This is a genomic window from Prolixibacteraceae bacterium (genome assembly GCA_019720755.1).
Classification (GTDB): domain Bacteria; phylum Bacteroidota; class Bacteroidia; order Bacteroidales; family Prolixibacteraceae; genus Halosquirtibacter; species Halosquirtibacter laminarini.
This window is the reverse complement of sequence record CP081303.1, coordinates 1081880-1105604: the sequence shown is the minus strand read 5'-3', so window position 1 is coordinate 1105604 and position 23725 is coordinate 1081880. Positions and strand designations below refer to the sequence as shown.

Below are 23725 nucleotides of genomic sequence, written 5' to 3'. Positions count from 1 at the left end.
AACTTCCAATACTTGAAGATGACTTATTAGTTTCAATATATCGATTGTTTATAAAAAATATTAGAAAGAGAGAAATTATAAGAAGAAATACAATTAAAGCACTACTTATAGTAATACAGGGCTTGTTCATGAATTATTTATATGAGAAAAGGTCGACTATTCATATTATATTTGGATTTGTAAAAACAGATATAAATTATGGATAACGACCTTTCAAGTGCCGAAATTAGAAGATTTTATGAGAAATTACAAGTCAAATTGGTAGATAATAGGAGTCATGTAGGACTTAAGCACGAATTGGCTTTTGTTATCACTCTTTTTATTATCTCAATTCTGACAAGTTATGGTCATCTAAGTATGAATAAAATTCATCGCAATATGGTTCGTCATTACGAGAAACTATGTATCTGTTTGCATAAAGATACCGACAGTTGTATAAGTCGAGTTCAGTTAACAAGAATCCTATCTGAATTTGATTATGATTCCTTTTTGACAATTTGTGATGAAGTATACTCTTCTACAGAATGGATATCTATTGATGGGAAGGAACTTCGAGGAAGTATAGATTCTAAAAGCAATAAAAAGAGAGGGTTAAGTATTGTTTATTCTATTGGTCATAACACAAATATACAGCAGTTATTAGGCTTTTATGATGGAACAAAAGAGAGTGAAAAGAACATTGTTTATGATCATATTCTTGAGTTGCCAGAGAAGGCAAAGGTAACACTAGATGCAATGCATAATTCAGAAAATCTGTTGTCTAATATTCACCAAAATAGTCGATTCTATTTAACTCAAATAAAGTCCAATCAGCAGAAATTAAAGGATGACTTAGTACATACATCCAATCATATAAAAGTAGATGATGTGATGACAGAAATAGACAAGTCACATGGAAGAATAGACTCTAGGAAGTACGAAATATACCCAATAAATACAGAAATGTTAGATCCTAGATGGTGTAATAGTGGCATATGTAATATGATTAAAGTGACAAGAGAGAGTTATAATGTAAAGAGAGATAAAAGGAGTACAGAAACACGATATTATATCACAAATTATAATGGGAAAATCGATGAAATTGCTGGAGCTATTAGAGGTCATTGGAAAATAGAAATAATGAATCGTATTCGTGATGTTAATTTTGGAGAAGACAAATTAAAGTCTTTAGATCATGGATTGCAAAAATCGATATCCTCTATTATGTTATTTATATGCAGTAAGTTAATGGAAATAAATAGTTACAACAACTTAAATATTTTAAGAGAAGAACTTGTGCACAATACTGATAAAATACACGATGTCTTCGCTGCTTAAATTTCATGAACAAGCCCTGTATAGTAATATCACCTCCTAAAACTAATAATACAGCAGCAGCTATAGCAGTCATTAATGGCTGCACAGCCTCATCTGGTCCTTCAGTAAATAACATGTATCCTAGGTCCACCCCAGTTGCTGCCATTAATCCTTTCGAGATACCCTGAATTAAAGAAAATGAACACACCTTTTGCAGAAAACCACATTTTTGCACAAAGTCACATTCTATAAAAATGAAAACAAATTTGCAGATAACAAAAAGTATAATTGCAGCCCCTATTAACATTTGAATGACAACTTTAACACATGCCATTTTCGGTTCTATCAAATTATACAAAGTGATATCTTCTCGTTTATCTTTAGTCGATATTTTATTCATAAATACAATTAATTTACACCATACTAAGCACCATCATCACTTTATAGATACCGTTCAGATCTTCCATAGCAACTTCAAACGGTGGATAGTCTTCGTTATAGGAGCAACAAGAGACAAAGCCATCATTTGTTGAGGGCTTTAGTTGTTTTACCACGATACCGTTGATTGTATCCAGGACAAACACTTTACCCCATTCGATAAAAGCTCTTTCATTAATCTTTTTGATCAATACAATTGATCCATTAGGATAACGTGGTTCCATACTATCCCCTACAACAGTGATTCCAAAATCCACATCTTTTATAGGTGACAAAATACTCTCACAATCAATCCTTGTTACCTGGGCAACGAAATCATCCAGATATCCCCCTTGTTCGTTTACTGGCAGTAGTGGAATGCTTTTCCCCAAAGGCTCCCCACAATATTCATTACTTTTACAATTCTTATCTCTAGTCATAGTTCCCACCCCAGTAATCAACCACTCTAAGTTTATGTCGGGATAATTAAGTATAATTTTACCTATAGCATCCGAATTTAGGTTACCATCCTTCGATTTACCCGTGTAATTACTATAATTCAATCTCGTTTTTAAAAAAAAATTCTTGTTTGCTATTCTCTTTATAATCAGCAAATAACAAAACACGCTCTTTTATTGTAGGTGTATTTTTATTCATATAGCATAAAACTAGGTATAATTTATACCTGTATTTGTGATATCATAATTTACAATAGTAAAGATGTATCCGTTCGGCTACTCACGTATATGAAGATTGATCTTTTTTACTATAAAGATTATTTCCAGTTTTGAGGAAGTAAGTCATCGTATTTCGATGGCTTGGTGTCGGATATACGATTTAAGATATCTGTATACCATGCATGAGGTTCAACGTCTGCCATTTTGCACATTGAAGATAAAGTATAGAACATTGCTGCTCTTTTAGCTCCCTCTTCTGATCCTGCAAAGAGATAGTTTTTACGTCCAATGGCTACTGGACGTACTTTATTCTCCACATTATTATTGTCGATAATGTAGCTTCCATCTTCTGTATATTGGCACAGTTCATCCCATAGGTTTAGGCTATAGTTGATTGCTTTCCCAATAGGGCTTTTAGGTAATGCTGTAAGGGACTCTTTTTTTAACCATTTTTCGAGTTCCTTTAGTATAGGCACAGCAAGTTCTTGTCGAAGAAGATAGGTTTCTTCGATAGACAACTCTTTTTCCTGACTTGTTCTCTCTATCTTATATAGTTCTTGGATCTTTTTTAAAGCATATTCGGCACGAGTTCGATCATTTTCTTTTGCCTCAAAAAATTTCCGTCGAGCATGTGCCATACATGCTAACTTTATAATTTCTTTTTGATTTCCAAGTTTATGATAACCTTGATATCCATCTGTCTGTAGAACTCCTTTAAACTTTTTTAAAATCGATTCTGGTACAGAACCTTTTCGGGAGTTATCGTAAGTAAATAAACAACTCTTTATATTTGGAGCATAATAGATCCAGAAGTAACCAAGATGAGTGGCTCCTTGTTTCTTATCTGTTAGAACCTTGATACTTGTCTCATCGGCTTGAATATAGTCTGACTGGATTACTTTTTTCTCGATATGTTTGTATAGTGGAGAAAGTAGTTCAGCAGCCTTCCTTATCCATCCATTGATGGTTGCTTTAGGAAAATCAATTCCTGATCTTTTAAAGATCCCTTGGGCTCTATAAAGAGGTATATGGTCGTAGAATTTACCAACAATAAATTGACTTATTAATGAGTTTCCCGCCATACATTTGGGGATAAGATCCGACGGAAGTTCGGAGATGATAATGTTATCCTCTTCGGGTAAACGATATTTTGGACGAACAATTTGTCTTACATAAAGCTTACCTGGACTAAATTCAATCCTCTCAGATATCTCTTCTCCAATACGAGTTGCTCCCTCTGGGACATCATCAGGTTCAATCACTTCTACTTGACGAGGAAGGTCAGAAGGGATACTTTTTCTTTTTGCCTTTTTTTTCTTCTTAACAACCTCAATAACCTCCTCTTCTGGAGAAGATATCTGTAAGTCTTCTAGATTTTTCTCTTCGACTTCAAGAGCTAACTCTAATTGGTTCGGATCTTTATAGGTTTCTTTGGTTGAGCCAAAGATACGTCTCTTAAGATAGGCAATCTGTGCCTTTAAGGATTCTATCTCTTGTTTTAAGTTGGTGTTTTCAGAGTCGACATTAGAGTATTTAGTCATCATCTTTTGGAGTTGGTCCAAAAGATCTTCTTTACTTACATCCTCTATGATATCGCTCTTTTTCATGGTTTAAGGATACACATATTTATTTAAATAACATAACGTTTTTGTCTTTTATATTCTTTGACAAGAACACCTTCTATAAGAAGGACAAGATCAGTGTACTCAAGATGCATTGATGTTAAGTCTTTTATTTCAGGAGGTCTAAAGGTTCCTCTCTCTAGTCGTTTCACAAAAAGAACAAAACCACCTCTTTCCCATTTAAGTAATTTCATCATGGTACGACGTTTGTTCAGAAAGATAAATACATCTCCCGAAGTAATATTGGCATCAATCTTATTCTGCACCAATCCGGATAATCCATCAAAACTTTTCCTCATATCTGTTGCTTCAGAATAGAGGTGAAAACGATCATTTGAAGATATTGATAACATCAGCCTTGAATTTGGATTAATGATCGAAGCGTCGATATTGTCGTTGCTGAAGAAAGTTGAAGGGTTACACCATTGGGATAAGTGATAACGATCTCTTCTTTTATTTGTGAGGTTTCATTGTCTAATGTGACAAAAAAACCTTGAGTTTCTTTAGAATACTCCTTCTTATATTTTGCCTTCCAATAACTATATACTGATAGTTTTATATTGTTCTGTTTACAGTAATCGATATTGCTTAGTCCACTATTGTGTTGTGCTTCTATGAGATCAAACATATGTGCTTTTTTACTCATCAATTTCTTTTTTTGATTATGTCTCAAAAATAGAAGGCTTTAAAATAATGCACAAGATGTGAATAACCGAACGCTTACGTAAAGATAGAAAAAAAAGAATCTTGTTTTATTTATTCAGGGCTTTTCCATAAAAACTAAAAAAGTCATCAAAAAGTGTTTTATTTGAATAACGACAAACATATAAAACCTTTAAGATGACTAAAAAAACGAAGTTAAGGAATACTATGAATATTTGAAAGAAAATTTAGTAGATCCTAGAGATACACGAGGGAAGAAGCATGATTTAGAGTTTGTCCTTGTAGGTATCACTCTATCAATTATTACTGGAAATACCTTGCTGTCTGAGATTTCTCGTTTTCTAGAGAATTATCATTCTATATTACGCAAGATCGTTGGACTGCCAAAATGTAAACCTATATCATATAGTCAATTACGTCGTATAATATCCTTTTTAGCTTCAACTAATTATCAAGAGGTTCAATCAAGCTATTTTGGATGGCAGAACACAAAAGATGATGATGACTGGATTTCTTTAGATGGCAAAGAGCTACGAGGAACAATAGCTAAGAGTCTAGGGCAAAAACGAGGTCTAAATATTGTATACGGCATAAGTCAAAAGGATAAAATATCTACAGCCGCAACATTTTATGAAGGAGCTAAAGAAAGTGAAATAACGACGGTAAGAGAGCTCTTAAATGATCTATCTTTGGCATCTTCGAACTTAACATTTGATGCGCTTCATACACAGTTTGAGACTCTTGAGAAATGTGAAAGTGCCAAAGGAATCTACATTGCACAAGTAAAGAATAACCAAAAGAATTTGAATGTAGAATTACGGAATCATGAACAGTCAAGTGTTGAGTTTATGAGCCTTTCAATTGATAATAAAGGACATGGAAGAAAAGAAACAAGAACTTACTCTTTTTATGACATCAGAAAGGTTACACTTGATGAAAAGTGGGTTCATTGTGGAATCAAGAGTTTAATTAAAGTCGATAGAGATCGCCTAATAGTAAACTCGAATAAAAGGTCGATAGAAACCTCATATTATATTAGTAACCGAGATTGTAATGAAATACATCCACATAAATATGCGAAAGCTATTAGGGGACACTGGACGATAGAAATGAGTAATTATATAAGAGATGTTCTATTCTCTGAAGATAATATACGATGCTCCAATAGAAATCAAGCAAAAGGAATGGCAATACAGGGCTTGTTCATGAATTATTTATATGAGAAAAGGTCGACTATTCATATTATATTTGGATTTGTAAAAACAGATATAAATTATGGATAACGACCTTTCAAGTGCCGAAATTAGAAGATTTTATGAGAAATTACAAGTCAAATTGGTAGATAATAGGAGTCATATAGGACTTAAGCACGAATTGGCTTTTGTTATCACTCTTTTTATTATCTCAATTCTGACAAGTTATGGTCATCTAAGTATGAATAAAATTCATCGCAATATGGTTCGTCATTACGAGAAACTATGTATCTGTTTGCATAAAGATATCGACAGTTGTATAAGTCGAGTTCAGTTAACAAGAATCCTATCTGAATTTGATTATGATTCCTTTTTGACAATTTGTGATGAAGTATACTCTTCTACAGAATGGATATCTATTGATGGGAAGGAACTTCGAGGAAGTATAGATTCTAAAAGCAATAAAAAGAGAGGGTTAAGTATTGTTTATTCTATTGGTCATAACACAAATATACAGCAGTTATTAGGCTTTTATGATGGAACAAAAGAGAGTGAAAAGAACATTGTTTATGATCATATTCTTGAGTTGCCAGAGAAGGCAAAGGTAACACTAGATGCAATGCATAATTCAGAAAATCTGTTGTCTAATATTCACCAAAATAGTCGATTCTATTTAACTCAAATAAAGTCCAATCAGCAGAAATTAAAGGATGACTTAGTACATACATCCAATCATATAAAAGTAGATGATGTGATGACAGAAATAGACAAGTCACATGGAAGAATAGACTCTAGGAAGTACGAAATATACCCAATAAATACAGAAATGTTAGATCCTAGATGGTGTAATAGTGGCATATGTAATATGATTAAAGTGACAAGAGAGAGTTATAATGTAAAGAGAGATAAAAGGAGTACAGAAACACGATATTATATCACAAATTATAATGGGAAAATCGATGAAATTGCTGGAGCTATTAGAGGTCATTGGAAAATCGAAATAATGAATCGTATTCGTGATGTTAATTTTGGAGAAGACAAATTAAAGTCTTTAGATCATGGATTGCAAAAATCGATATCCTCTATTATGTTATTTATATGCAGTAAGTTAATGGAAATAAATAGTTACAACGTATCCGTTCGGCTACTCACGTATATGAAGATTGATCTTTTTTACTATAAAGATTATTTCCAGTTTTGAGGAAGTAAGTCATCGTATTTCGATGGCTTGGTGTCGGATATACGATTTAAGATATCTGTATACCATGCATGAGGTTCAACGTCTGCCATTTTGCACATTGAAGATAAAGTATAGAACATTGCTGCTCTTTTAGCTCCCTCTTCTGATCCTGCAAAGAGATAGTTTTTACGTCCAATGGCTACTGGACGTACTTTATTCTCCACATTATTATTGTCGATAATGTAGCTTCCATCTTCTGTATATTGGCACAGTTCATCCCATAGGTTTAGGCTATAGTTGATTGCTTTCCCAATAGGGCTTTTAGGTAATGCTGTAAGGGACTCTTTTTTTAACCATTTTTCGAGTTCCTTTAGTATAGGCACAGCAAGTTCTTGTCGAAGAAGATAGGTTTCTTCGATAGACAACTCTTTTTCCTGACTTGTTCTCTCTATCTTATATAGTTCTTGGATCTTTTTTAAAGCATATTCGGCACGAGTTCGATCATTTTCTTTTGCCTCAAAAAATTTCCGTCGAGCATGTGCCATACATGCTAACTTTATAATTTCTTTTTGATTTCCAAGTTTATGATAACCTTGATATCCATCTGTCTGTAGAACTCCTTTAAACTTTTTTAAAATCGATTCTGGTACAGAACCTTTTCGGGAGTTATCGTAAGTAAATAAACAACTCTTTATATTTGGAGCATAATAGATCCAGAAGTAACCAAGATGAGTGGCTCCTTGTTTCTTATCTGTTAGAACCTTGATACTTGTCTCATCGGCTTGAATATAGTCTGACTGGATTACTTTTTTCTCGATATGTTTGTATAGTGGAGAAAGTAGTTCAGCAGCCTTCCTTATCCATCCATTGATGGTTGCTTTAGGAAAATCAATTCCTGATCTTTTAAAGATCCCTTGGGCTCTATAAAGAGGTATATGGTCGTAGAATTTACCAACAATAAATTGACTTATTAATGAGTTTCCCGCCATACATTTGGGGATAAGATCCGACGGAAGTTCGGAGATGATAATGTTATCCTCTTCGGGTAAACGATATTTTGGACGAACAATTTGTCTTACATAAAGCTTACCTGGACTAAATTCAATCCTCTCAGATATCTCTTCTCCAATACGAGTTGCTCCCTCTGGGACATCATCAGGTTCAATCACTTCTACTTGACGAGGAAGGTCAGAAGGGATACTTTTTCTTTTTGCCTTTTTTTTCTTCTTAACAACCTCAATAACCTCCTCTTCTGGAGAAGATATCTGTAAGTCTTCTAGATTTTTCTCTTCGACTTCAAGAGCTAACTCTAATTGGTTCGGATCTTTATAGGTTTCTTTGGTTGAGCCAAAGATACGTCTCTTAAGATAGGCAATCTGTGCCTTTAAGGATTCGTTTTCTTGTTTTAAACTAGTAACTTCAGAGTCGACATTAGAGTATTCAGTCATCATCTTCTGGAGTTGGTCCAAAAGATCTTCTTTACTTACATCCTCTATGATATCGCTCTTATTCATGGTTTAAGGATACACATATTTATTTAAATAACATAACGTTTTTGTCTTTTATATTCTTTGACAAGAACACCTTCTATAAGAAGGACAAGATCAGTGTACTCAAGATGAATTGATGTTAAGTCTTTTATTTCAGGAGGTCTAAAGGTTCCTCTCTCTAGTCGTTTCACAAAAAGAACAAAACCACCTCTTTCCCATTTAAGTAATTTCATCATGGTACGACGTTTGTTCAGAAAGATAAATACATCACCCGAAGTAATATTGGCATCAATCTTATTCTGCACCAATCCGGATAATCCATCAAAACTTTTCCTCATATCTGTTGCTTCAGAATAGAGGTGAAAACGATCATTTGAAGATATTGATAACATCAGCCTTGAATTTGGATTAATGATCGAAGCGTCGATATTGTCGTTGCTGAAGAAAGTTGAAGGGTTACACCATTGGGATAAGTGATAACGATCTCTTCTTTTATTTGTGAGGTTTCATTGTCTAATGTGACAAAAAAACCTTGAGTTTCTTTAGAATACTCCTTCTTATATTTTGCCTTCCAATAACTATATACTGATAGTTTTATATTGTTCTGTTTACAGTAATCGATATTGCTTAGTCCACTATTGTGTTGTGCTTCTATGAGATCAAACATATGTGCTTTTTTACTCATCTATTTCTTTTTTTGATTACGTCTCAAAAATAGAAGGCTTTAAAATAATGCACAAGATGTGAATAACCGAACGCTTACGTTACAACAACTTAAATATTTTAAGAGAAGAACTTGTGCACAATACTGATAAAATACACGATGTCTTCGCTGCTTAAATTTCATGAACAAGCCCTGAATGGCAATATTAATTACAACGGTAGTTAATTTAATACAACGAAATAAACCTAAAAACATTAAGGCTCAGAGAGAAAAGTTCTTATCTGATATTAGAAAGATGGCTTCTCTTTTTGTCATTTAACATTTTTATGAAAATGCCCTGTTTATTTATTACTTATAAAATATTTCACATGTCTAAACCCACACCAATAAGTATAGGTCGAAAGCACCACGAAGCACTTAGAAACGAGTTTTTACCCTATATGACTCGACAAACGATCTACAATGCATTTGCATTCCGAAGCAACTCCAAAAATTCACAAAGAATTAGAAAAAGGGCAAAAGAATTACTAGCAAGTGAAATTTTACTCATTGAGATCACTCTGGGACCATCGACCAGAAGCAAACAGGATTAAGCATTATTACACCTCCTTCGCTTTATCGCTCTATGGGGTGTACTGTGTTAGATGGTATCACTGGAACACTGAATCTATCGAAAGCCAACCCTGCGACTGCAGAAGTCAAAGCAGAAGGGGAACAAATCACCCAGGGGATCAACAGTCCAAGTTCAATCAAATTGGAGCCATTGAGATATGGGGTGAGTGATAAATGGAGCAAAGAGCTTTTGGCACAAGAAAACCCTGCCGTCCATGCTGCCCTATTAGCGGATATGTATGCAGCTTGTGATCGAAAGATTACCGAGGATGTTTTCAAAAAATCAAAAGAGGAGGCAAGAGAAATCGCTACCACATTTGATGAAGCAGGATTTAACAAGTTGATGGCAGAAGTGGAACTCTCTGGTTCTTTTGCCATGAGTAGATCTCTTTTCTTCAAAGGGAAAGATGTTAAGTATGATGAAGGCTCTGGAAGACGACTATTAGAGCTCACCAAACAAAATGGTATTGGTAATACCTGGGAGGAGATTCAAACCTTCTATAGCTCTTTGTTTAAAGATACTGCCAAAGATACACGAATGGTTTATGGAGCCTGGAGTGAGATGTGGATCGGACTATGGTCTGGACTAGAGATCCTAATCAACCCTTTCACATATCAAAAGGAGGGACAAATCGAAATCACAGTAAACCGCTTGGCAAATATGGGTATCCGTAATAATGCCGCATTTGTGAAGAGTGGGCATATTGAAGGGTAAAAAATGAGAAACTATCTTCAATGAAGATAGTTTCTCATTTTTATTAAATCAGTTCTTTTTCAATCCATTCGATAGATTCACCAATTTTCTTGATTATTTCTATTACATCTATTTCCGTTTTCTCCAAATCCATTTTATTAATATTAATAGAAAGTATTCTTTTTGATAATTCTTGGCTATGTTTTAAAAATGGGGAGTTTTCTGAATCTTTGATATCTTTTAAATAATTTGAAAATTTTATAATAATCATTGGATCAATAAAACTAGTCAATTTCATTTCATTGAGTTGACTGGTTTTAGCTCCAACAATATGATCAAGAATAATCTTTTTAAGATTTATGAAAATGTCATCTGATATTCTCAATTTTTCAATAATAAGATCTTGATTATAATCCAAAACAGAACTAATAATCTCTTTTCTACATGTAGTTAGAACCCCATAAGACTTAATATTATCTTGTTCTTCAAAATTCTTCATTCGATTTACAAGATTGTCCACATTGACTTCTAACGTTGACACTACATCAACAAAATCAAAAGTAAATATATCTCTATTGTTTCTAATGATTTCAACCAATTCTTTTATTAGAGGAGATAACCTATTTTGAAAACATTCACTCCATTTATTATATTGATTTGTTTTAGTATTATAAGGTTCGAGTAAAGGAGTTGGAGGATCATTGAATATCTTATTAGTTGTTTGTCCCGTTGAAATTAATTCAAGCGTAAAATGAAAATAAGAGAGCTCTTTCTTGACTTTATCTACTTGATTATTTAAAATCAATTTAATTGATCTCTTATTATCATAATAAGGCAAGTAAACATTGATAAGATAGAAAATCCATGATGCAATCAAGGATAATGCAATTGGATAAAATTCTTCTCCAACTTCACTCATCCATGAGAACCATTCATAAATATCTAAGAAGATAGATTTATAAAATATCACCCATCCTATTATAAAGATACCACTAATATTTATTATTATATTGTATTTTTTCTGAAACATACACCAGTTTTTTTTGTAAAAATAAATCATTAAAACAAAAATAAAGTAATATATTATCTAAAAGGATGATACAAGTTTTCCTCATCATTCTTATTTGCGTGATCTTCGCTTCTCATATCGGAATAGAGGAAGGAACGGTAAAGAAGTTGATCGAATACTTAGGTTTAATTATTGCCTTCTTATTTGGAAGGCCCAAGAGATAGTAATAAAAAAGAGAGAAGTAAACATTCTCTCTTTTTTTAGTTATATACGACTTCGACTAAAAAAAACACGATTTTTTTTAGCAATAATCACTTTCAACTAAAAAAAATGAAGAATTTTTTAGTTGAGATTGTTTTCAACTAAAAAAAAGTGAGTTTTTTTTAGTTGACTAAAACTCTAACTAAAAAAATAAGGTATTTTTGTACTACAAATCACATGTAATACAAAAAATATGAAGAATTTTATCTCTGGAAAACTTCTCAACCAAGGAACATATAATAGTTTCCAGCCTGAAAAAATTGATAAAGAATGGATATTGGATGACATGCAACTTATTCAGTTATTAAGCGAAGCAGATAGAGAGCTTGGTAAACTGGATTCTTTCTCTGACTTTATTCCAGACATAGATCTATTTATACGTATGCATGTTGTTAAAGAGGCAACTCAATCGAGTAGAATTGAAGGAACTAGAACCAATATTGAAGAAGCATTTAAAGAGATCGATGAGATAAATGACGAGAGACGTCATGATTGGGAGGAAGTACAGAATTATGTAACAGCTCTGAATCAAGCAATTGATAGATTGGATACACTTCCCTTTTCAACTCGACTAATAAAAGAAACTCATGAAACCTTATTACAAGGAGTAAGAGGAAAACATAAATTACCAGGGAAATTTCGTACAAGTCAAAATTGGATTGGTGGTGCCTCTTTAAAAGATGCTACATTTATATCTCCTTCATTTGATACAGTGAATGAACTAATGAGTGACATTGAAAAATTTGCTCATAACGATATGATACCGTGTCCAGATCTTATAAAGATTGCAATAATACATTATCAATTTGAAACAATCCATCCTTTTCTAGATGGAAATGGAAGAGTGGGAAGACTTTTAATTACACTTTACTTAGTTGAAAAAGGACTTTTAAAAAGACCGGTACTTTATCTTTCAGATTATTTTGAAAAGCATCGTATGCTGTATTACGATAATTTGACAAGAGTTAGAAGAGATAATGATCTCAATCAATGGTTAAAATTCTTTTTGGTCGGAATTATTGAAACAGCAAAAAATAGTTCCACTACATTTGACAAGATCATTAAGCTTAAAAATAGAATTGATGAGAAGGTGTTGTCATTACCAAGATCAAAAGTGATATACAAAATAACAAATAAGCTATTTAGTAACCCAGTAGTCAATTTCGAAATGATTTCAGAAATCAGTGGGGTTTCAGCCCCTACAGCATACAAGATAATTAAAGATCTTATAGGAGCTGGGATTATAAAAGAACTTGAGAATAATGGAAAAAGTAAATTATATCGCTTCGATGAGTATCTATCTCTATTTGAATAATTACTCCACAATTCAATAGATATTAGTACATTAAGACTACAAAATGAGTATTATTTTACTTTTTTTGCAGAATGTTTGATCAATATTGTACCCTGACTTAAACAAAATATCACAAAACATTATATATCAACAACATACAGAAATTACCAAAACATCTATGGTGCAATGAATACCTAATTAGACGTTTTTCTACATTGCTTGTTTCACGACAAGTATTTTACATGATAAACATCTAACATTAAAGCGATTAGGAGAGTTAAGAAACGATCTTAATCGCTTTTTTTATGCCAATTTTTGATGCTCTACATCTTAATTTTCATCAAAAAAACACCCATTTCGCATGTTTTTTTTGCAAATATTGAAACAAATATTTGACCTATGTTTGACCCTAAGAAATCACCCTAAACCTCTATATAATGGCAACTTTCAAGATTGTAATTCGCGAAAAAGACAAAAAAGAGAACCGTTCTTACAATATTAAGATACAAATACCCCATAATCTGAGATCATAAAATATAGTGATACAGGAAACTATCAAGGTTCGTGAAATTTTAGTGAAGGGGGGGAAAATAACTCAATAGAAAACCCCATGAGTTAATAATCCTCATCATTCTTATTTGTGTAATCTTTGCTTCTCATATCGGAATAGAGGAAGGAACGGTAAAGAAGATAATCGAATACTTTGGTTTAATAAAACTTCAGCCATTTTTTTATTCACTACATTTCAAACTAAAAATATCAGCTTTTTTTTAGTTGACCACATTTCAAACGAATAAAACAAGCTATTTCGTGTAAGAAATAACATGTAATACAAAAGACATAAAGGTTTTGCTCGAATAAACTTCTCAAACTACAAACGGGCCTTAATTCTTTGATTCGGTATATTTTGAAAATAATCGTGTGCAGTATGTCAAGAACTAAACAAGAATAAGAAGTAATGATGATCTCAATCAATGGATAAAATTATCTTTTGCAGGTATTATTGAAACGGCAAGGGTATCAAAACCTATGGGTAAAAAATAGAGAAATCTACACAAAGGGGAATAAAAGTTTCTTTTGTTGATATAATATCTTACCAATTAATGATATTTTCAAATTCAGATAAAAGATTAAAATCACTAAGTATCCAATACTTAAGGCCTAAGAACTCTTTTTTGACATGAATAGAATCTTCTATTACTTTTCTGTTTTCAGTGGATCTATCTCTTTTATACCTTACAAGATTGCCAAGAAAACTTTTTACTTCATATTGAATGTTATCAAATAGAATCTGTGTTTTCAAATCCCTTAATCCATCCTTTCCATTTACTAGATGTTTTAAAAGTGATATCGTATCCTCCATGCGTGGATCCTGGATCAACCCTTTTAATTCTATGCAGTTTATATCATCATCAATTCGCTGTTCTAGAATATTCTTTAAATCATATTCTGCAGGATTAAGAATCTCAAGGTTATTAGATTTTCGTCCATTACAGTATGGGCAAACTAGAAACAGGTTTTTCCAATCATATTTTAAATCTGGATATTTGGCTTTTGGAAGTAGATGTTCAATCTCAAAGACATGGTTCACCTTACTCTCACATTAATAGCATTTATTATGATGATCTTTATTTAGTAATTTTCGAACATCTTCATCATCATATTTCTTCTTTTTTAAAAGGCTAATTGGTATTTCTTTACTTTTATTGGTTTTAATCATGGCCTATAGATAACGTAAAAGAAGTTTATTATACTTTGCAATCACATTGTCCGGTGTAACAGCATGATTTAAATTGTCAAATAATTCAATCAATTCTTTCAACTCTCGATCTTGAGCTTTATCTTTTGTTTCTAGTTTAAGAAGCTCTTCCACTCTCTTCAATTTTAGACCTAGATAAGATGATTCGGTTTTTACTTTAAAATACCCTTCTGTTAATGACTCATAAGAATACTCTTGTAAATCTGTAAGTTTTTGTTTCTTCTCCAGATCATAAGCTACAGCATTATCCAATGAAGAAAGAACGAATGGAGAGTGTGTGGTTACAATAAATTGAATATTCGGAAATACGGTTGTTAGAAATGGCATAATCTCCTTTTGAAGTTTTAAGTGAAGATGAGTCTCGACTTCATCAATTAAAACAATACCAGGCTTATCATAAATACCATTCAAAGAACCATCTTCGTTTTGCATAGCTAAAATCAAGTCTGCAATAATATCTATTACAGCAGAATATCCATCCGATAGTTCATTAAAACCAAACACTTTATCTTCAGAATGAATCGTAAACTGATAAGTTCTAAAATCAAAATTTAATTTGAGATATTGATCTTCAAATAGACGTTTTAATAAATCAGTGAATGAAGTAAACCAATCTCTAATCTTATCGGCCTCTTTAATTTCACCTTCATTACGTGCAAGAGCTTCTTGAACCTTTAAATCAACAAGAAACTTAACAAATTCTTTCGATTGTTTATGATCTTTTATAAATGAAGATCCATGTACAAAACTAGGTTTAATAGGATTCTTTGGGATTAACATATCAACTCTTCTATTGGCAGAGAACATTGTAAATATGGCTTTCCCTGATTCAACTAGGGTAAAAGATTCATCCATAGAAGGAATCATATGTACTTCCAAAGTTCTAAAAACATCACTCGTCCGACTAAAAACTTCGTCATATTTTGATTTAATTTTTTTTTGCTCCTTATGATCTAATTTGCCAATATTTAATTTATCTCTTAGATACAATCTATCATCTAAATTTTTTTGTACATGAGGAGCTTCGTAACAATCAAAACGAAAAAAATCCATTATTGAATTTAAAAGCATTGTTTTACCAGATCCATTTTTCCCTGTAATAATCAGATGCTTTAATTGACTATTTGACACATCAATGGAAGTATCATTGATTGATAAGAGTTTGTTTATATGAAGTTGTGAGATAAATATTTTCGACATAACCTTTTTATTTCAGCAAGTTACTATAATTTAGAATTTCTTTACACATCCTAGAACTCTAAAGATCTTTGAAATGGTAGAGACTGGAATATCTTGTGGCTGATATTCTGGACTTTTATTTGTAGGCACTAATTTAAAACAATTTTTGTTTTATGAAGCTGTTATTGATTTAATAGTTCGATGTTTACTTGTAACGATACCTTATACTTTACCGAATAGTAAGAAAGCTTGTCTCATTTTTATTTCTTTGAATACGATATTACCTACGTTATTAACTATGGTTCCATTGAGTGACTAGGAACATTATTCCAATAATCGGCATCATTATATTTTTGAAAATCGATCAAATATTCGAGTCTCAGTGTTTGAACATGCATAACTAAATTCTTAAACCACCAATAAAGTCAACATTGTAGTTGGACACCAATTGTGTTTGATTTTCACTAGTCTCTGAGCAGTTACGTTTACTGCCCCCTTCGACAAGCTCTAGATCCACTTAATCCCTGATATATATGATATCTACGGAGCCGAATCTAATTTACAGACCCCTTTGACAAACTCGGAAATCCCTTGTCGAAGCACAGGAACCACATGACATAGTCACTTATTTATTCGGAATCATATGCACATCCATTTGAGGGAATGGGATATTAATATGGTTTTCATTGAGTCGTTGGTATATAATTTTACGAATATCACTTTTCACCTTCTCTATCTTAAAGATATTTTCAGAATAGAAGAACACTTCAAAGTCGAGAGAAGAGGCCCCAAAATCGACTAGTCGTACCTCAATAGAGTCATCGTGATGGATATCAGGATGTTCTCTCACACTTTTTTCAAGTGTATCACAAACTAATGGTATATCACTCCCATAACTCACCCCTACATTGATCTGAAAGCGAGTATTCTTCGATTGGTGACTCCAGTTGATCACTTTGTTTGTCGTGATTAATGAATTTGGGATAATCACCGCAATATCGTCTCTATTGAGACCTTTAGAAGTACGAAGTCCAATCTCTTCGACTTTCACCACATCCCCATCAATTTCCAAGATATCTCCCATCTTAATGGAGCGTTCTGAAAGCAATATCAACCCCGAAATAATATCATTAAAAGTCTGTTGTAGTCCCAAACCAACCCCAACCAACAGTGCAGCAGAACCAGCAATCAGAATCGTCACTTTCACACCAAGGGTCTCAAGTATAAAAGCAATAGATATGATCCATATGAAGTATTTAATAATTTGGAGCAATGCATAAGCAGTGCCATCATCCAGTGTGGTAAAGAGTCTTTTTTGGATTAGTGCTTTTTCAAGCAGCCTCAACAACAGCTTGGTTAGCATAGCCACCAATATAACTACGAGAATACTTGACACCGTTATTTGAAAGGTTCCGATGTGTAGCAGGCTAAAGTCTAAGATGCTTTTTATTGTCTCCATATCTATTTTAATATTATCCGTTCGGTACAGTCTTTAAAAAAGTACATACCCTATAAATGTTATCTCCAACGAGAAAGTTCATTGATTTGACAATGCAATGATTTTTCTTTTTAAATTACATATTTTTAAACAAAAAATATCATACAACGACCCATAACTGATGGGATCATCGCTAAAGGTAACAACACCTAAGATTACACGAGTAATAGATTTGGTGGAAATACGTTATAGTCATTCAGATCATCAAAAAAAGAATATTTATAACTCGAAAGACTAAAAAAAACATCACACAACCATATGGCTAAGCAATGATACAACGAATGCTCACTAAAAGACTTATGGTTGTAAAACCCTCGTATAATTTTATCTCATCAATTACAAAATGAAAAGCATGTTAAGGCTAAATACTTTCGTAGAATTGCTCTTGACATTCGAATCTAAATAGTGTTCTTAGAAACAGAATCTTGATCTTTTTTTTTACAGCAAGCACAACATACTTCATAAAGCTCCCTAAAACATAAACTTAGTTTAACTTTAATACAGAGATCAGTGGAAGATGGTCTGAAGCTTCGGGTCGATCCACTACCTTAGAACTGATAACGTGCCAATTATGAGGAGAATCGATAAGTATATAGTCAATCTTATCTTGAGGGTTTAAAGCTGGATAAGTGGTATCTTTCGCTTTATTTGTAAACTTCCATTGGGGCATATTCTTTCGAACCTCCTGAGGCAACGCATTCAAGTCACCAGACAGAATAGTTGGTATTTCATCATGCACAAGCTTTTGAATATAGGCCAATTGTTTGGATCTGAGTGTCTCTGAAACATGCGTAAGATGGGCATTGATCACACGTATTCTCTTTCCACAAGGGAGTGCTAGGATCGATTCCAAAGCCACTCTCTGCTCTGTAGAGGAAGTATGTGGCAACTTGTGAACCTCTGACTTCAATACATTATATTTGGAGAGGAGAGCAACACCATAAGCCCCACGATTTAGCGAGATTGCTTTCCCAAAGAGGGGCATTAATTGGGTCTGTGCACCCAATAATAGAGATTGGTTTTTATTGCCCGATCTAGAGACATTGTAGTCCACCTCTTGAAGAAAAACGATATCTAAGTTATTTTCTTGGATAATAGACCCAATATTCGACAGGTTTAACTTTCCATCACTATCAGCTCCGTGGTGGATGTTGTAGGTCATGATACGAATCTCTTTATCTTGTTTTGGTTGTGCTTGCACATAAAGGCACAAGAAAGAGAGTACTAAAAAGAGTGTTTTAAAGGCCATATCTATAGTTTTATTTGAAAGAAAACCAAGATATAAAAGATTCTGCTTCTGAATAAATCATACAACGCATTATATCTATTTATAAGTTTTTTTAAAGGAGAAACAAGCCTGATTAGATTAAAAATGGTAGCCTATATTATCTTGGCATAACGCATTATTTGAACAGATAAGACCCTGATAAAAAGAGAATATATTGAGGATTATACAGAGACAAAAGCAATAGTACTACACGATTCATATTTCGTCACAACACCCGAACAAACAGATCAATAAACACAAAATAAACCTCTTAGAACAAAAGGTTTATTCAAAAAAATCATTTCGTATTAATGCACTATTTCTTGTCAGAATCTTTAGAAAAAAGATCCTTTATATTCTTCATACTACAACCACTAGATCTATTTTCAATATATTTTCTATTTAAGAAAAATACAAACCATAATGCGATCAATAACATAAATACACAGGATATACTTTCCTTGTTTGTCGTTCCGTCTAGAACAATTAACATTATAGCGGAGATTGTAGTAATCAAGGGTTTCACAGCCTCACCAACACCATTAACAAAGAAACTATATCCTATTTCTATACCTGCATAAGCAAACAATCCGTAAGAGATTCCATGTAGGAGCGTCGGTGTATGCACCATGGAGCGGATATCATTATACCTAAAAACAAATAGATAAAGATGATAAAAAGTAAAAATCATAATAAACACACCGATTAGCATCTGTAATGTGATTTTTACATACTCCATTCTTGGTCGCCATTTGGTATAGAGCCTATGCTCTACCTTCTCTTCTTTGGGGACAGACAAATCCTCTTCTAATTCGCTCATATTAAACACTTATAAGAATTTATTAAAATTATACTTTTCTAAGATAAAACGATCTTTTCGTAAACATTAAGAGATAAACAGAAGATCAAAAAAAAACCACATTCCCAGAAACCTTATCAGGAAGAAACCATAAAAATAGATTCAAATGACGACCCTATTTAGTCCACGGTTTTGTCAACAGAACAGTTTACATACACAATATATGTTTTTTTTTGTTAACATTCAATGGAAAACAGATACACCAGTAAACTATCTCTTGACCAACCCAAGGCAATCTTTCAATAAAGAGTATTGATATAAACGACTTAGACACGGAATATATCTCTTCGAGAGATATATTCCAATGACGAGAGGTGTACTGAACAACCTCCTGCCCCACTTATACCGCTACGTTCTAATCTCTTCTTCTATTGAGCCATATCACAAAACCTGTTACAGGCATTGAGGTCATAATAAGACCAATAATAAACGTGAAAATCTTTCCCCATAGTCCCATCCAGTGACCTACATGAAAATTAAAAATTACCTGATCCACCTCAAACGCACGGATTAGTCTTTCTGGAAACACGATCCGTTTGCCATTATAGCGATTCACATAGAACAACTCCGCATCATCGAAGCATTTAATCCCAATCCATGCCCCTTGAATTATCATATAATATGTCTGATTTGGATTCATAAACGGTAATCCTACTCGCAAGACTTCCGCCGTAGAGTTATCATCTTGCAATTTGCTAACAATATTATCCAGATCCAATCTCTTTCGATTCTCCTCATATTTAGGCATATACTCCCTCGACTTTTTCCAAACCCCTGTAGTTCCGTCAAAAGAAGATTGAGCGATCTTATTCCAACTCGGGAATCCCATACACAAACCAGTGATGCAGATTATCAATGAAGGGACAAGTACATAAAACCCGATAACCTTATGAATATCGTAGAACTTTCGTTGCAATTTACCTCCTAATTTCACTGTAAATGATGATTTGCGAGAAGAGCGATTCCATCTTCTAGGATACCAAAGGATCAAACCACCTAATAGTTCAAAAAAGAATAACAAGGTGGCATACGATACGATATAATGGCCATATTTAGGAACCATAAAATGGGCATGGATTCGAGCAGCCACCGTATAAAAGAACCAATATGATCGAGAGGTCTTTATTACGTCTCCAGTATAAGGATTGATATAGGTATAAGCAAAATCTTTCTTGTCTCTATTGGATGCAACACGAAAAGAGCGTTCTCTCTTTTTATAGGTATCGAAATAGAATATGCCACGTTCTGGATATCTTTCATGGAAAGAGGCAATCAATACAGAGGGGGGAAGCTTCTTTTGCCCTTCCTCCACTTGAACATATTTAGCATCTCCTGCACACCAGTCAATCACCTCATCAGCAAACACAAACATGGTACCTGACAGCGATACAATGAATAATATAAGCCCGGAAGAGAGTCCGATCCATAGATGTAGTTTTCTGTTTATTTTTCTCCAATTAAATGACTTCATACATTCGTTTATTATGTTACACATTTCGTCCGGTACACAACCATCGTTTCTCCTCAACAAGTAAGGGGTGTGTATCCATCTTGACAGATAAAGGATATCTTTTGTCGCAACTAAAATAGAGAAACAACAAAACCAATATATAACGATATCCGAAGTAAAAACAACGCAATACGGTCAATATCAACAATTTCCTTTTACGTCATTTTTTGTTCTTTTCCCGTTAATAATGGAATGATCGAAACAATACTTTTGTCTATTATTTTTAATTATTTTAAATAAAGACAATGAATACAAAAAATTATCTATATCTATTTTTCATCTTTTTTGTCCTATCAAACCTTACAGCACATAGCCAAACAAGGATAGGAGAAATAAGTGGTACAGTGCGCTCCACCAATGGGGATAAACTAAACGATGTCTATATTGAAGTAAAACGCAATAAGATTGTCTCGGTAACAGATCAAGAAGGGCAGTTTCAAATCAAAGGGATTCCTTATGGTAACTATCAGGTGAAACTAACATCAGTAGGGTTTAAGAAGAAGGTGATCCCTCTAAATCTATTCGATCAAAAGATAGACCTCGGAACCATCACCATGCAACCTAGCATAGAAGAGCTTGATGAGGTAAAGATACAATCCGATAAAAGACCCTATATGCGGGAAAAAACAGAATATGTATCCAAGATGCCTCTCAAAAACTTAGAAAATCCGCAGGTATACTCTGTGGTTACGTCTCAATTTCTAGAAGACATACAGGCTACCAATATACAGTCGTCGCTACAAAACACTGCGGGTGTCACCAATGCCATGCAAGGCATCGGGTCTGGTGGACTTGGTATGACACTTAATATTAGAGGTTTTAGTGCCGACATTGCAATGAGGAACGGTATGTCTACAGCATTTAAAACAGGAACCGATCCCATCAACCTCGAACGAATTGAGGTCGTCAAAGGACCAACAGGAACACTTTTTGGAACAAGTGTGGTAACCTCTTATGGGGGATTGGTAAATAGAGTAACCAAGAAGCCTCATGCAAAAAGAAAGGGAGAGGTGTCGTACAGTACAGGTTCATACGAACTCTCACGCTTGACATTAGACTATAACACACCTCTCGACAAAGCACAGAAGGTGTTGTTTCGTATTACCTCTGCAAAACATGCAGAACATAGTTTTCAAGATTATGGAAGAACCAATTCATTTTTTGTGAACCCTAGTCTTACCTACAAACCCAATGACAGATTGCAACTAGATCTTGAAACAGAGATATACAACCGCACTGGTCCTGCAACATTCTTTAATGTTGGGCGCGCGAAGATAAACCATCTCGATGAGTTAAAATATGACTTCAAAAAGTCATATGGTAGCGATTATCTAAACAGTGAAAATAAAGCATTCACCGTTTTTGGTAAGCTTACCTATAAGTTAAGTGACAATTGGAAATCAGAGACCCTTATCTCAAGTTCTCAAACCGATAATACCACCAACTATCTCTTTCTTGACTTCTTTAATGATGCAGACAGCAAGAGACGAATTATGAAGATAACCAGTCAATTTATCAACACAGAAATTCAACAAAATATTACGGGATCATTTCGAATGGCAGGATTAAAGAATAGGGTCTTGATTGGGGCAGATTATACATACCTTAGAACTCCCTTTCGCAGGTCACAAGTTATTTATGACACCATTGGGTATACTGCCCCAGTAAAAGACTTCAATGTGAATAAATACAACCAAATGCTTTCTGAAATCCAAGCATTCCGTATTGGTCAACGCAAGCAACAGAACATGGCTCTCTATGGTTCCGATATCATCGATCTCACAAAATATCTATCGGTGATGGCAAGTATTCGATACGACCATTATGTAGATATAGAACAAGACTATACACAAAACCAAGTGTCTCCGAAATTTGGTGCGGTATTAAAACTGTGTAAAAATCATCTAACTCTTTTTGGGAACTATATGAGTGGTTTTAAGAATATCACGCCTTCTATCACCTCTCAAAGAGAGGTCCCTCTAAAACCAGAAGAGGCATTACAATACGAAGGAGGATTAAAAATCTCATTGTTTAACAAAAAACTAAACAGTACCATAAGCTACTACAATATCACCGTAAATGATGTGGTGCGTTGGGTTCGAGAAAAGAACCAATACACGCAGGTACAAGATGGAAAAAAGTCAAGCAAAGGATTCGAAGTAGAACTAAATGCGGCTCCTTTCCAAGGGATGAATGTGATGGCAGGATATGCTTATAATAAAAGTAGATTTATCGAAGGAGACAAGTCCATCATAGGAAATGCTCCATATGCAACCCCTGAAAATTCCTACAACTATTGGCTCTCCTATAAAGCACCTCGAGGCATCCTACATCATTTGGGATTTGGATTTGGAGGAAACTATATTAGCGACTCATACCTCGACGACAGAAATAGTATCACCGTTCCTGGATACTCCGTACTAAATGCAAGTCTATTCTACGACACAAACAGTATGCGCATTGGGCTGAAAGGCAACAATCTTACAAATCAAAACTATTGGGCAAACATGGGCACCTATATTCAACCACAAAAGAACAGAAACTTCATTGTTACAGTCTCTTATAAATTTTAAGAGCAACC

General features: G+C 33.7%; 20 protein-coding genes. 6 read left to right on the top strand and 14 right to left on the bottom strand.

What is annotated here, in order from left to right; genetic code table 11:
* Window positions 1-198 precede the first annotated feature (198 nt).
* A complete protein-coding gene (locus K4L44_04675) occupies window positions 199-1317 on the top strand; it encodes an ISAs1 family transposase (GenBank protein QZE15129.1) in 1119 nt (372 codons plus the stop codon).
* Between the two features lie 392 nt (window positions 1318-1709).
* Here the strand turns inward: K4L44_04675 and K4L44_04670 are convergent, their stop codons facing one another.
* The 4 genes from K4L44_04670 to K4L44_04655 form a co-directional block, all read right to left on the bottom strand.
* Window positions 1710-2276 carry a S24 family peptidase gene (locus K4L44_04670; protein ID QZE15128.1) on the bottom strand — a complete coding sequence of 189 codons (567 nt, stop codon included), beginning with the start codon at window positions 2274-2276 and terminating at the stop codon, window positions 1710-1712.
* Window positions 2277-2488: 212 nt separating this feature from the next.
* Window positions 2489-3997: an IS66 family transposase gene (locus K4L44_04665; GenBank protein ID QZE15127.1), complete on the bottom strand. Its 1509-nt coding sequence runs from the start codon at window positions 3995-3997 to the stop codon at window positions 2489-2491.
* Window positions 3998-4020: 23 nt separating this feature from the next.
* Window positions 4021-4365, bottom strand: a complete 345-nt coding sequence (gene tnpB / locus K4L44_04660; GenBank protein QZE15126.1) for an IS66 family insertion sequence element accessory protein TnpB — start codon at window positions 4363-4365, stop codon at window positions 4021-4023.
* Window positions 4365-4658 (bottom strand): hypothetical protein, encoded by a 294-nt coding sequence (locus tag K4L44_04655; protein ID QZE15125.1) that lies wholly within the window; start codon window positions 4656-4658, stop codon window positions 4365-4367. The genes tnpB (K4L44_04660) and K4L44_04655 overlap by 1 nt, the downstream gene beginning before the upstream one ends.
* A 232-nt stretch (window positions 4659-4890) precedes the next feature.
* Here K4L44_04655 and K4L44_04650 point away from each other — a divergent pair, with 232 nt between their 5' ends.
* Window positions 4891-5958: an ISAs1 family transposase gene (locus K4L44_04650; GenBank protein QZE15124.1), complete on the top strand. Its 1068-nt coding sequence runs from the start codon at window positions 4891-4893 to the stop codon at window positions 5956-5958.
* A complete protein-coding gene (locus tag K4L44_04645; protein QZE15123.1) occupies window positions 5951-7069 on the top strand; it encodes an ISAs1 family transposase in 1119 nt (372 codons plus the stop codon). The genes K4L44_04650 and K4L44_04645 overlap by 8 nt, the downstream gene beginning before the upstream one ends.
* Here K4L44_04645 and K4L44_04640 read toward each other — a convergent pair.
* From K4L44_04640 to K4L44_04630, 3 genes are read right to left on the bottom strand one after another with little or no spacing between them, the layout of a single operon-like run.
* Complete coding sequence (locus K4L44_04640; GenBank protein QZE15122.1) at window positions 7054-8562, bottom strand: IS66 family transposase; 1509 nt, start codon at window positions 8560-8562, stop codon at window positions 7054-7056. The genes K4L44_04645 and K4L44_04640 overlap by 16 nt on opposite strands.
* Before the next feature lie 23 nt (window positions 8563-8585).
* The gene (gene tnpB, locus K4L44_04635) at window positions 8586-8930 is read right to left on the bottom strand and encodes an IS66 family insertion sequence element accessory protein TnpB (GenBank protein QZE15121.1); all 345 of its coding nucleotides are present in this window, start codon (window positions 8928-8930) and stop codon (window positions 8586-8588) included.
* Window positions 8930-9223 (bottom strand): hypothetical protein, encoded by a 294-nt coding sequence (locus K4L44_04630; protein QZE15120.1) that lies wholly within the window; start codon window positions 9221-9223, stop codon window positions 8930-8932. Before K4L44_04630 ends, tnpB (K4L44_04635) begins: the two co-directional genes overlap by 1 nt.
* Before the next feature lie 604 nt (window positions 9224-9827).
* Between K4L44_04630 and K4L44_04625 the strand changes: the two genes are divergently transcribed.
* A complete protein-coding gene (locus K4L44_04625; protein QZE15119.1) occupies window positions 9828-10529 on the top strand; it encodes a hypothetical protein in 702 nt (233 codons plus the stop codon).
* A 43-nt stretch (window positions 10530-10572) separates the two neighbouring features.
* Here the strand turns inward: K4L44_04625 and K4L44_04620 are convergent, their stop codons facing one another.
* The gene (locus tag K4L44_04620; GenBank protein ID QZE15118.1) at window positions 10573-11538 is read right to left on the bottom strand and encodes a hypothetical protein; all 966 of its coding nucleotides are present in this window, start codon (window positions 11536-11538) and stop codon (window positions 10573-10575) included.
* 433 nt (window positions 11539-11971) lie between these two features.
* On the opposite strand from K4L44_04620, the gene K4L44_04615 reads away from it, so the two are divergent.
* Window positions 11972-13093, top strand: a complete 1122-nt coding sequence (locus tag K4L44_04615; protein ID QZE15117.1) for a Fic family protein — start codon at window positions 11972-11974, stop codon at window positions 13091-13093.
* 1072 nt (window positions 13094-14165) lie between these two features.
* Here K4L44_04615 and K4L44_04610 read toward each other — a convergent pair.
* From K4L44_04610 to K4L44_04585, 6 genes are all read right to left on the bottom strand, one after another.
* Window positions 14166-14663 carry an HNH endonuclease gene (locus K4L44_04610; protein ID QZE15116.1) on the bottom strand — a complete coding sequence of 166 codons (498 nt, stop codon included), beginning with the start codon at window positions 14661-14663 and terminating at the stop codon, window positions 14166-14168.
* 132 nt (window positions 14664-14795) lie between these two features.
* Window positions 14796-16031, bottom strand: a complete 1236-nt coding sequence (locus K4L44_04605; protein ID QZE15115.1) for an AAA family ATPase — start codon at window positions 16029-16031, stop codon at window positions 14796-14798.
* A gap of 604 nt (window positions 16032-16635) precedes the next feature.
* Window positions 16636-17469, bottom strand: a complete 834-nt coding sequence (locus K4L44_04600) for a mechanosensitive ion channel (protein ID QZE15114.1) — start codon at window positions 17467-17469, stop codon at window positions 16636-16638.
* A 523-nt stretch (window positions 17470-17992) separates the two neighbouring features.
* Window positions 17993-18757 carry an endonuclease/exonuclease/phosphatase family protein gene (locus K4L44_04595; protein QZE15113.1) on the bottom strand — a complete coding sequence of 255 codons (765 nt, stop codon included), beginning with the start codon at window positions 18755-18757 and terminating at the stop codon, window positions 17993-17995.
* A gap of 334 nt (window positions 18758-19091) precedes the next feature.
* Window positions 19092-19595: a hypothetical protein gene (locus K4L44_04590; GenBank protein ID QZE15112.1), complete on the bottom strand. Its 504-nt coding sequence runs from the start codon at window positions 19593-19595 to the stop codon at window positions 19092-19094.
* A 394-nt stretch (window positions 19596-19989) separates the two neighbouring features.
* Window positions 19990-21105 (bottom strand): PepSY domain-containing protein, encoded by a 1116-nt coding sequence (locus K4L44_04585; GenBank protein ID QZE15111.1) that lies wholly within the window; start codon window positions 21103-21105, stop codon window positions 19990-19992.
* A gap of 284 nt (window positions 21106-21389) precedes the next feature.
* Between K4L44_04585 and K4L44_04580 the strand changes: the two genes are divergently transcribed.
* Window positions 21390-23717, top strand: a complete 2328-nt coding sequence (locus K4L44_04580; protein ID QZE15110.1) for a TonB-dependent receptor — start codon at window positions 21390-21392, stop codon at window positions 23715-23717.
* The last annotated feature ends 8 nt before the right edge of the window (window positions 23718-23725 follow it).

Coding starts and splice junctions, on each gene's coding strand:
- K4L44_04675 (QZE15129.1), top strand. CDS start 199: ATGGATAACGACCTTTCAAGTGCCGAAATTAGAAGATTTTATGAGAAA.
- K4L44_04665 (QZE15127.1), bottom strand. CDS start 3,997: ATGAAAAAGAGCGATATCATAGAGGATGTAAGTAAAGAAGATCTTTTG.
- tnpB (QZE15126.1), bottom strand. CDS start 4,365: ATGTTATCAATATCTTCAAATGATCGTTTTCACCTCTATTCTGAAGCA.
- K4L44_04655 (QZE15125.1), bottom strand. CDS start 4,658: ATGAGTAAAAAAGCACATATGTTTGATCTCATAGAAGCACAACACAAT.
- K4L44_04645 (QZE15123.1), top strand. CDS start 5,951: ATGGATAACGACCTTTCAAGTGCCGAAATTAGAAGATTTTATGAGAAA.
- K4L44_04640 (QZE15122.1), bottom strand. CDS start 8,562: ATGAATAAGAGCGATATCATAGAGGATGTAAGTAAAGAAGATCTTTTG.
- tnpB (QZE15121.1), bottom strand. CDS start 8,930: ATGTTATCAATATCTTCAAATGATCGTTTTCACCTCTATTCTGAAGCA.
- K4L44_04630 (QZE15120.1), bottom strand. CDS start 9,223: ATGAGTAAAAAAGCACATATGTTTGATCTCATAGAAGCACAACACAAT.
- K4L44_04625 (QZE15119.1), top strand. CDS start 9,828: ATGGGGTGTACTGTGTTAGATGGTATCACTGGAACACTGAATCTATCG.
- K4L44_04620 (QZE15118.1), bottom strand. CDS start 11,538: ATGTTTCAGAAAAAATACAATATAATAATAAATATTAGTGGTATCTTT.
- K4L44_04615 (QZE15117.1), top strand. CDS start 11,972: ATGAAGAATTTTATCTCTGGAAAACTTCTCAACCAAGGAACATATAAT.
- K4L44_04605 (QZE15115.1), bottom strand. CDS start 16,031: ATGTCGAAAATATTTATCTCACAACTTCATATAAACAAACTCTTATCA.
- K4L44_04600 (QZE15114.1), bottom strand. CDS start 17,469: ATGGAGACAATAAAAAGCATCTTAGACTTTAGCCTGCTACACATCGGA.
- K4L44_04595 (QZE15113.1), bottom strand. CDS start 18,757: ATGGCCTTTAAAACACTCTTTTTAGTACTCTCTTTCTTGTGCCTTTAT.
- K4L44_04590 (QZE15112.1), bottom strand. CDS start 19,595: ATGAGCGAATTAGAAGAGGATTTGTCTGTCCCCAAAGAAGAGAAGGTA.
- K4L44_04585 (QZE15111.1), bottom strand. CDS start 21,105: ATGAAGTCATTTAATTGGAGAAAAATAAACAGAAAACTACATCTATGG.
- K4L44_04580 (QZE15110.1), top strand. CDS start 21,390: ATGAATACAAAAAATTATCTATATCTATTTTTCATCTTTTTTGTCCTA.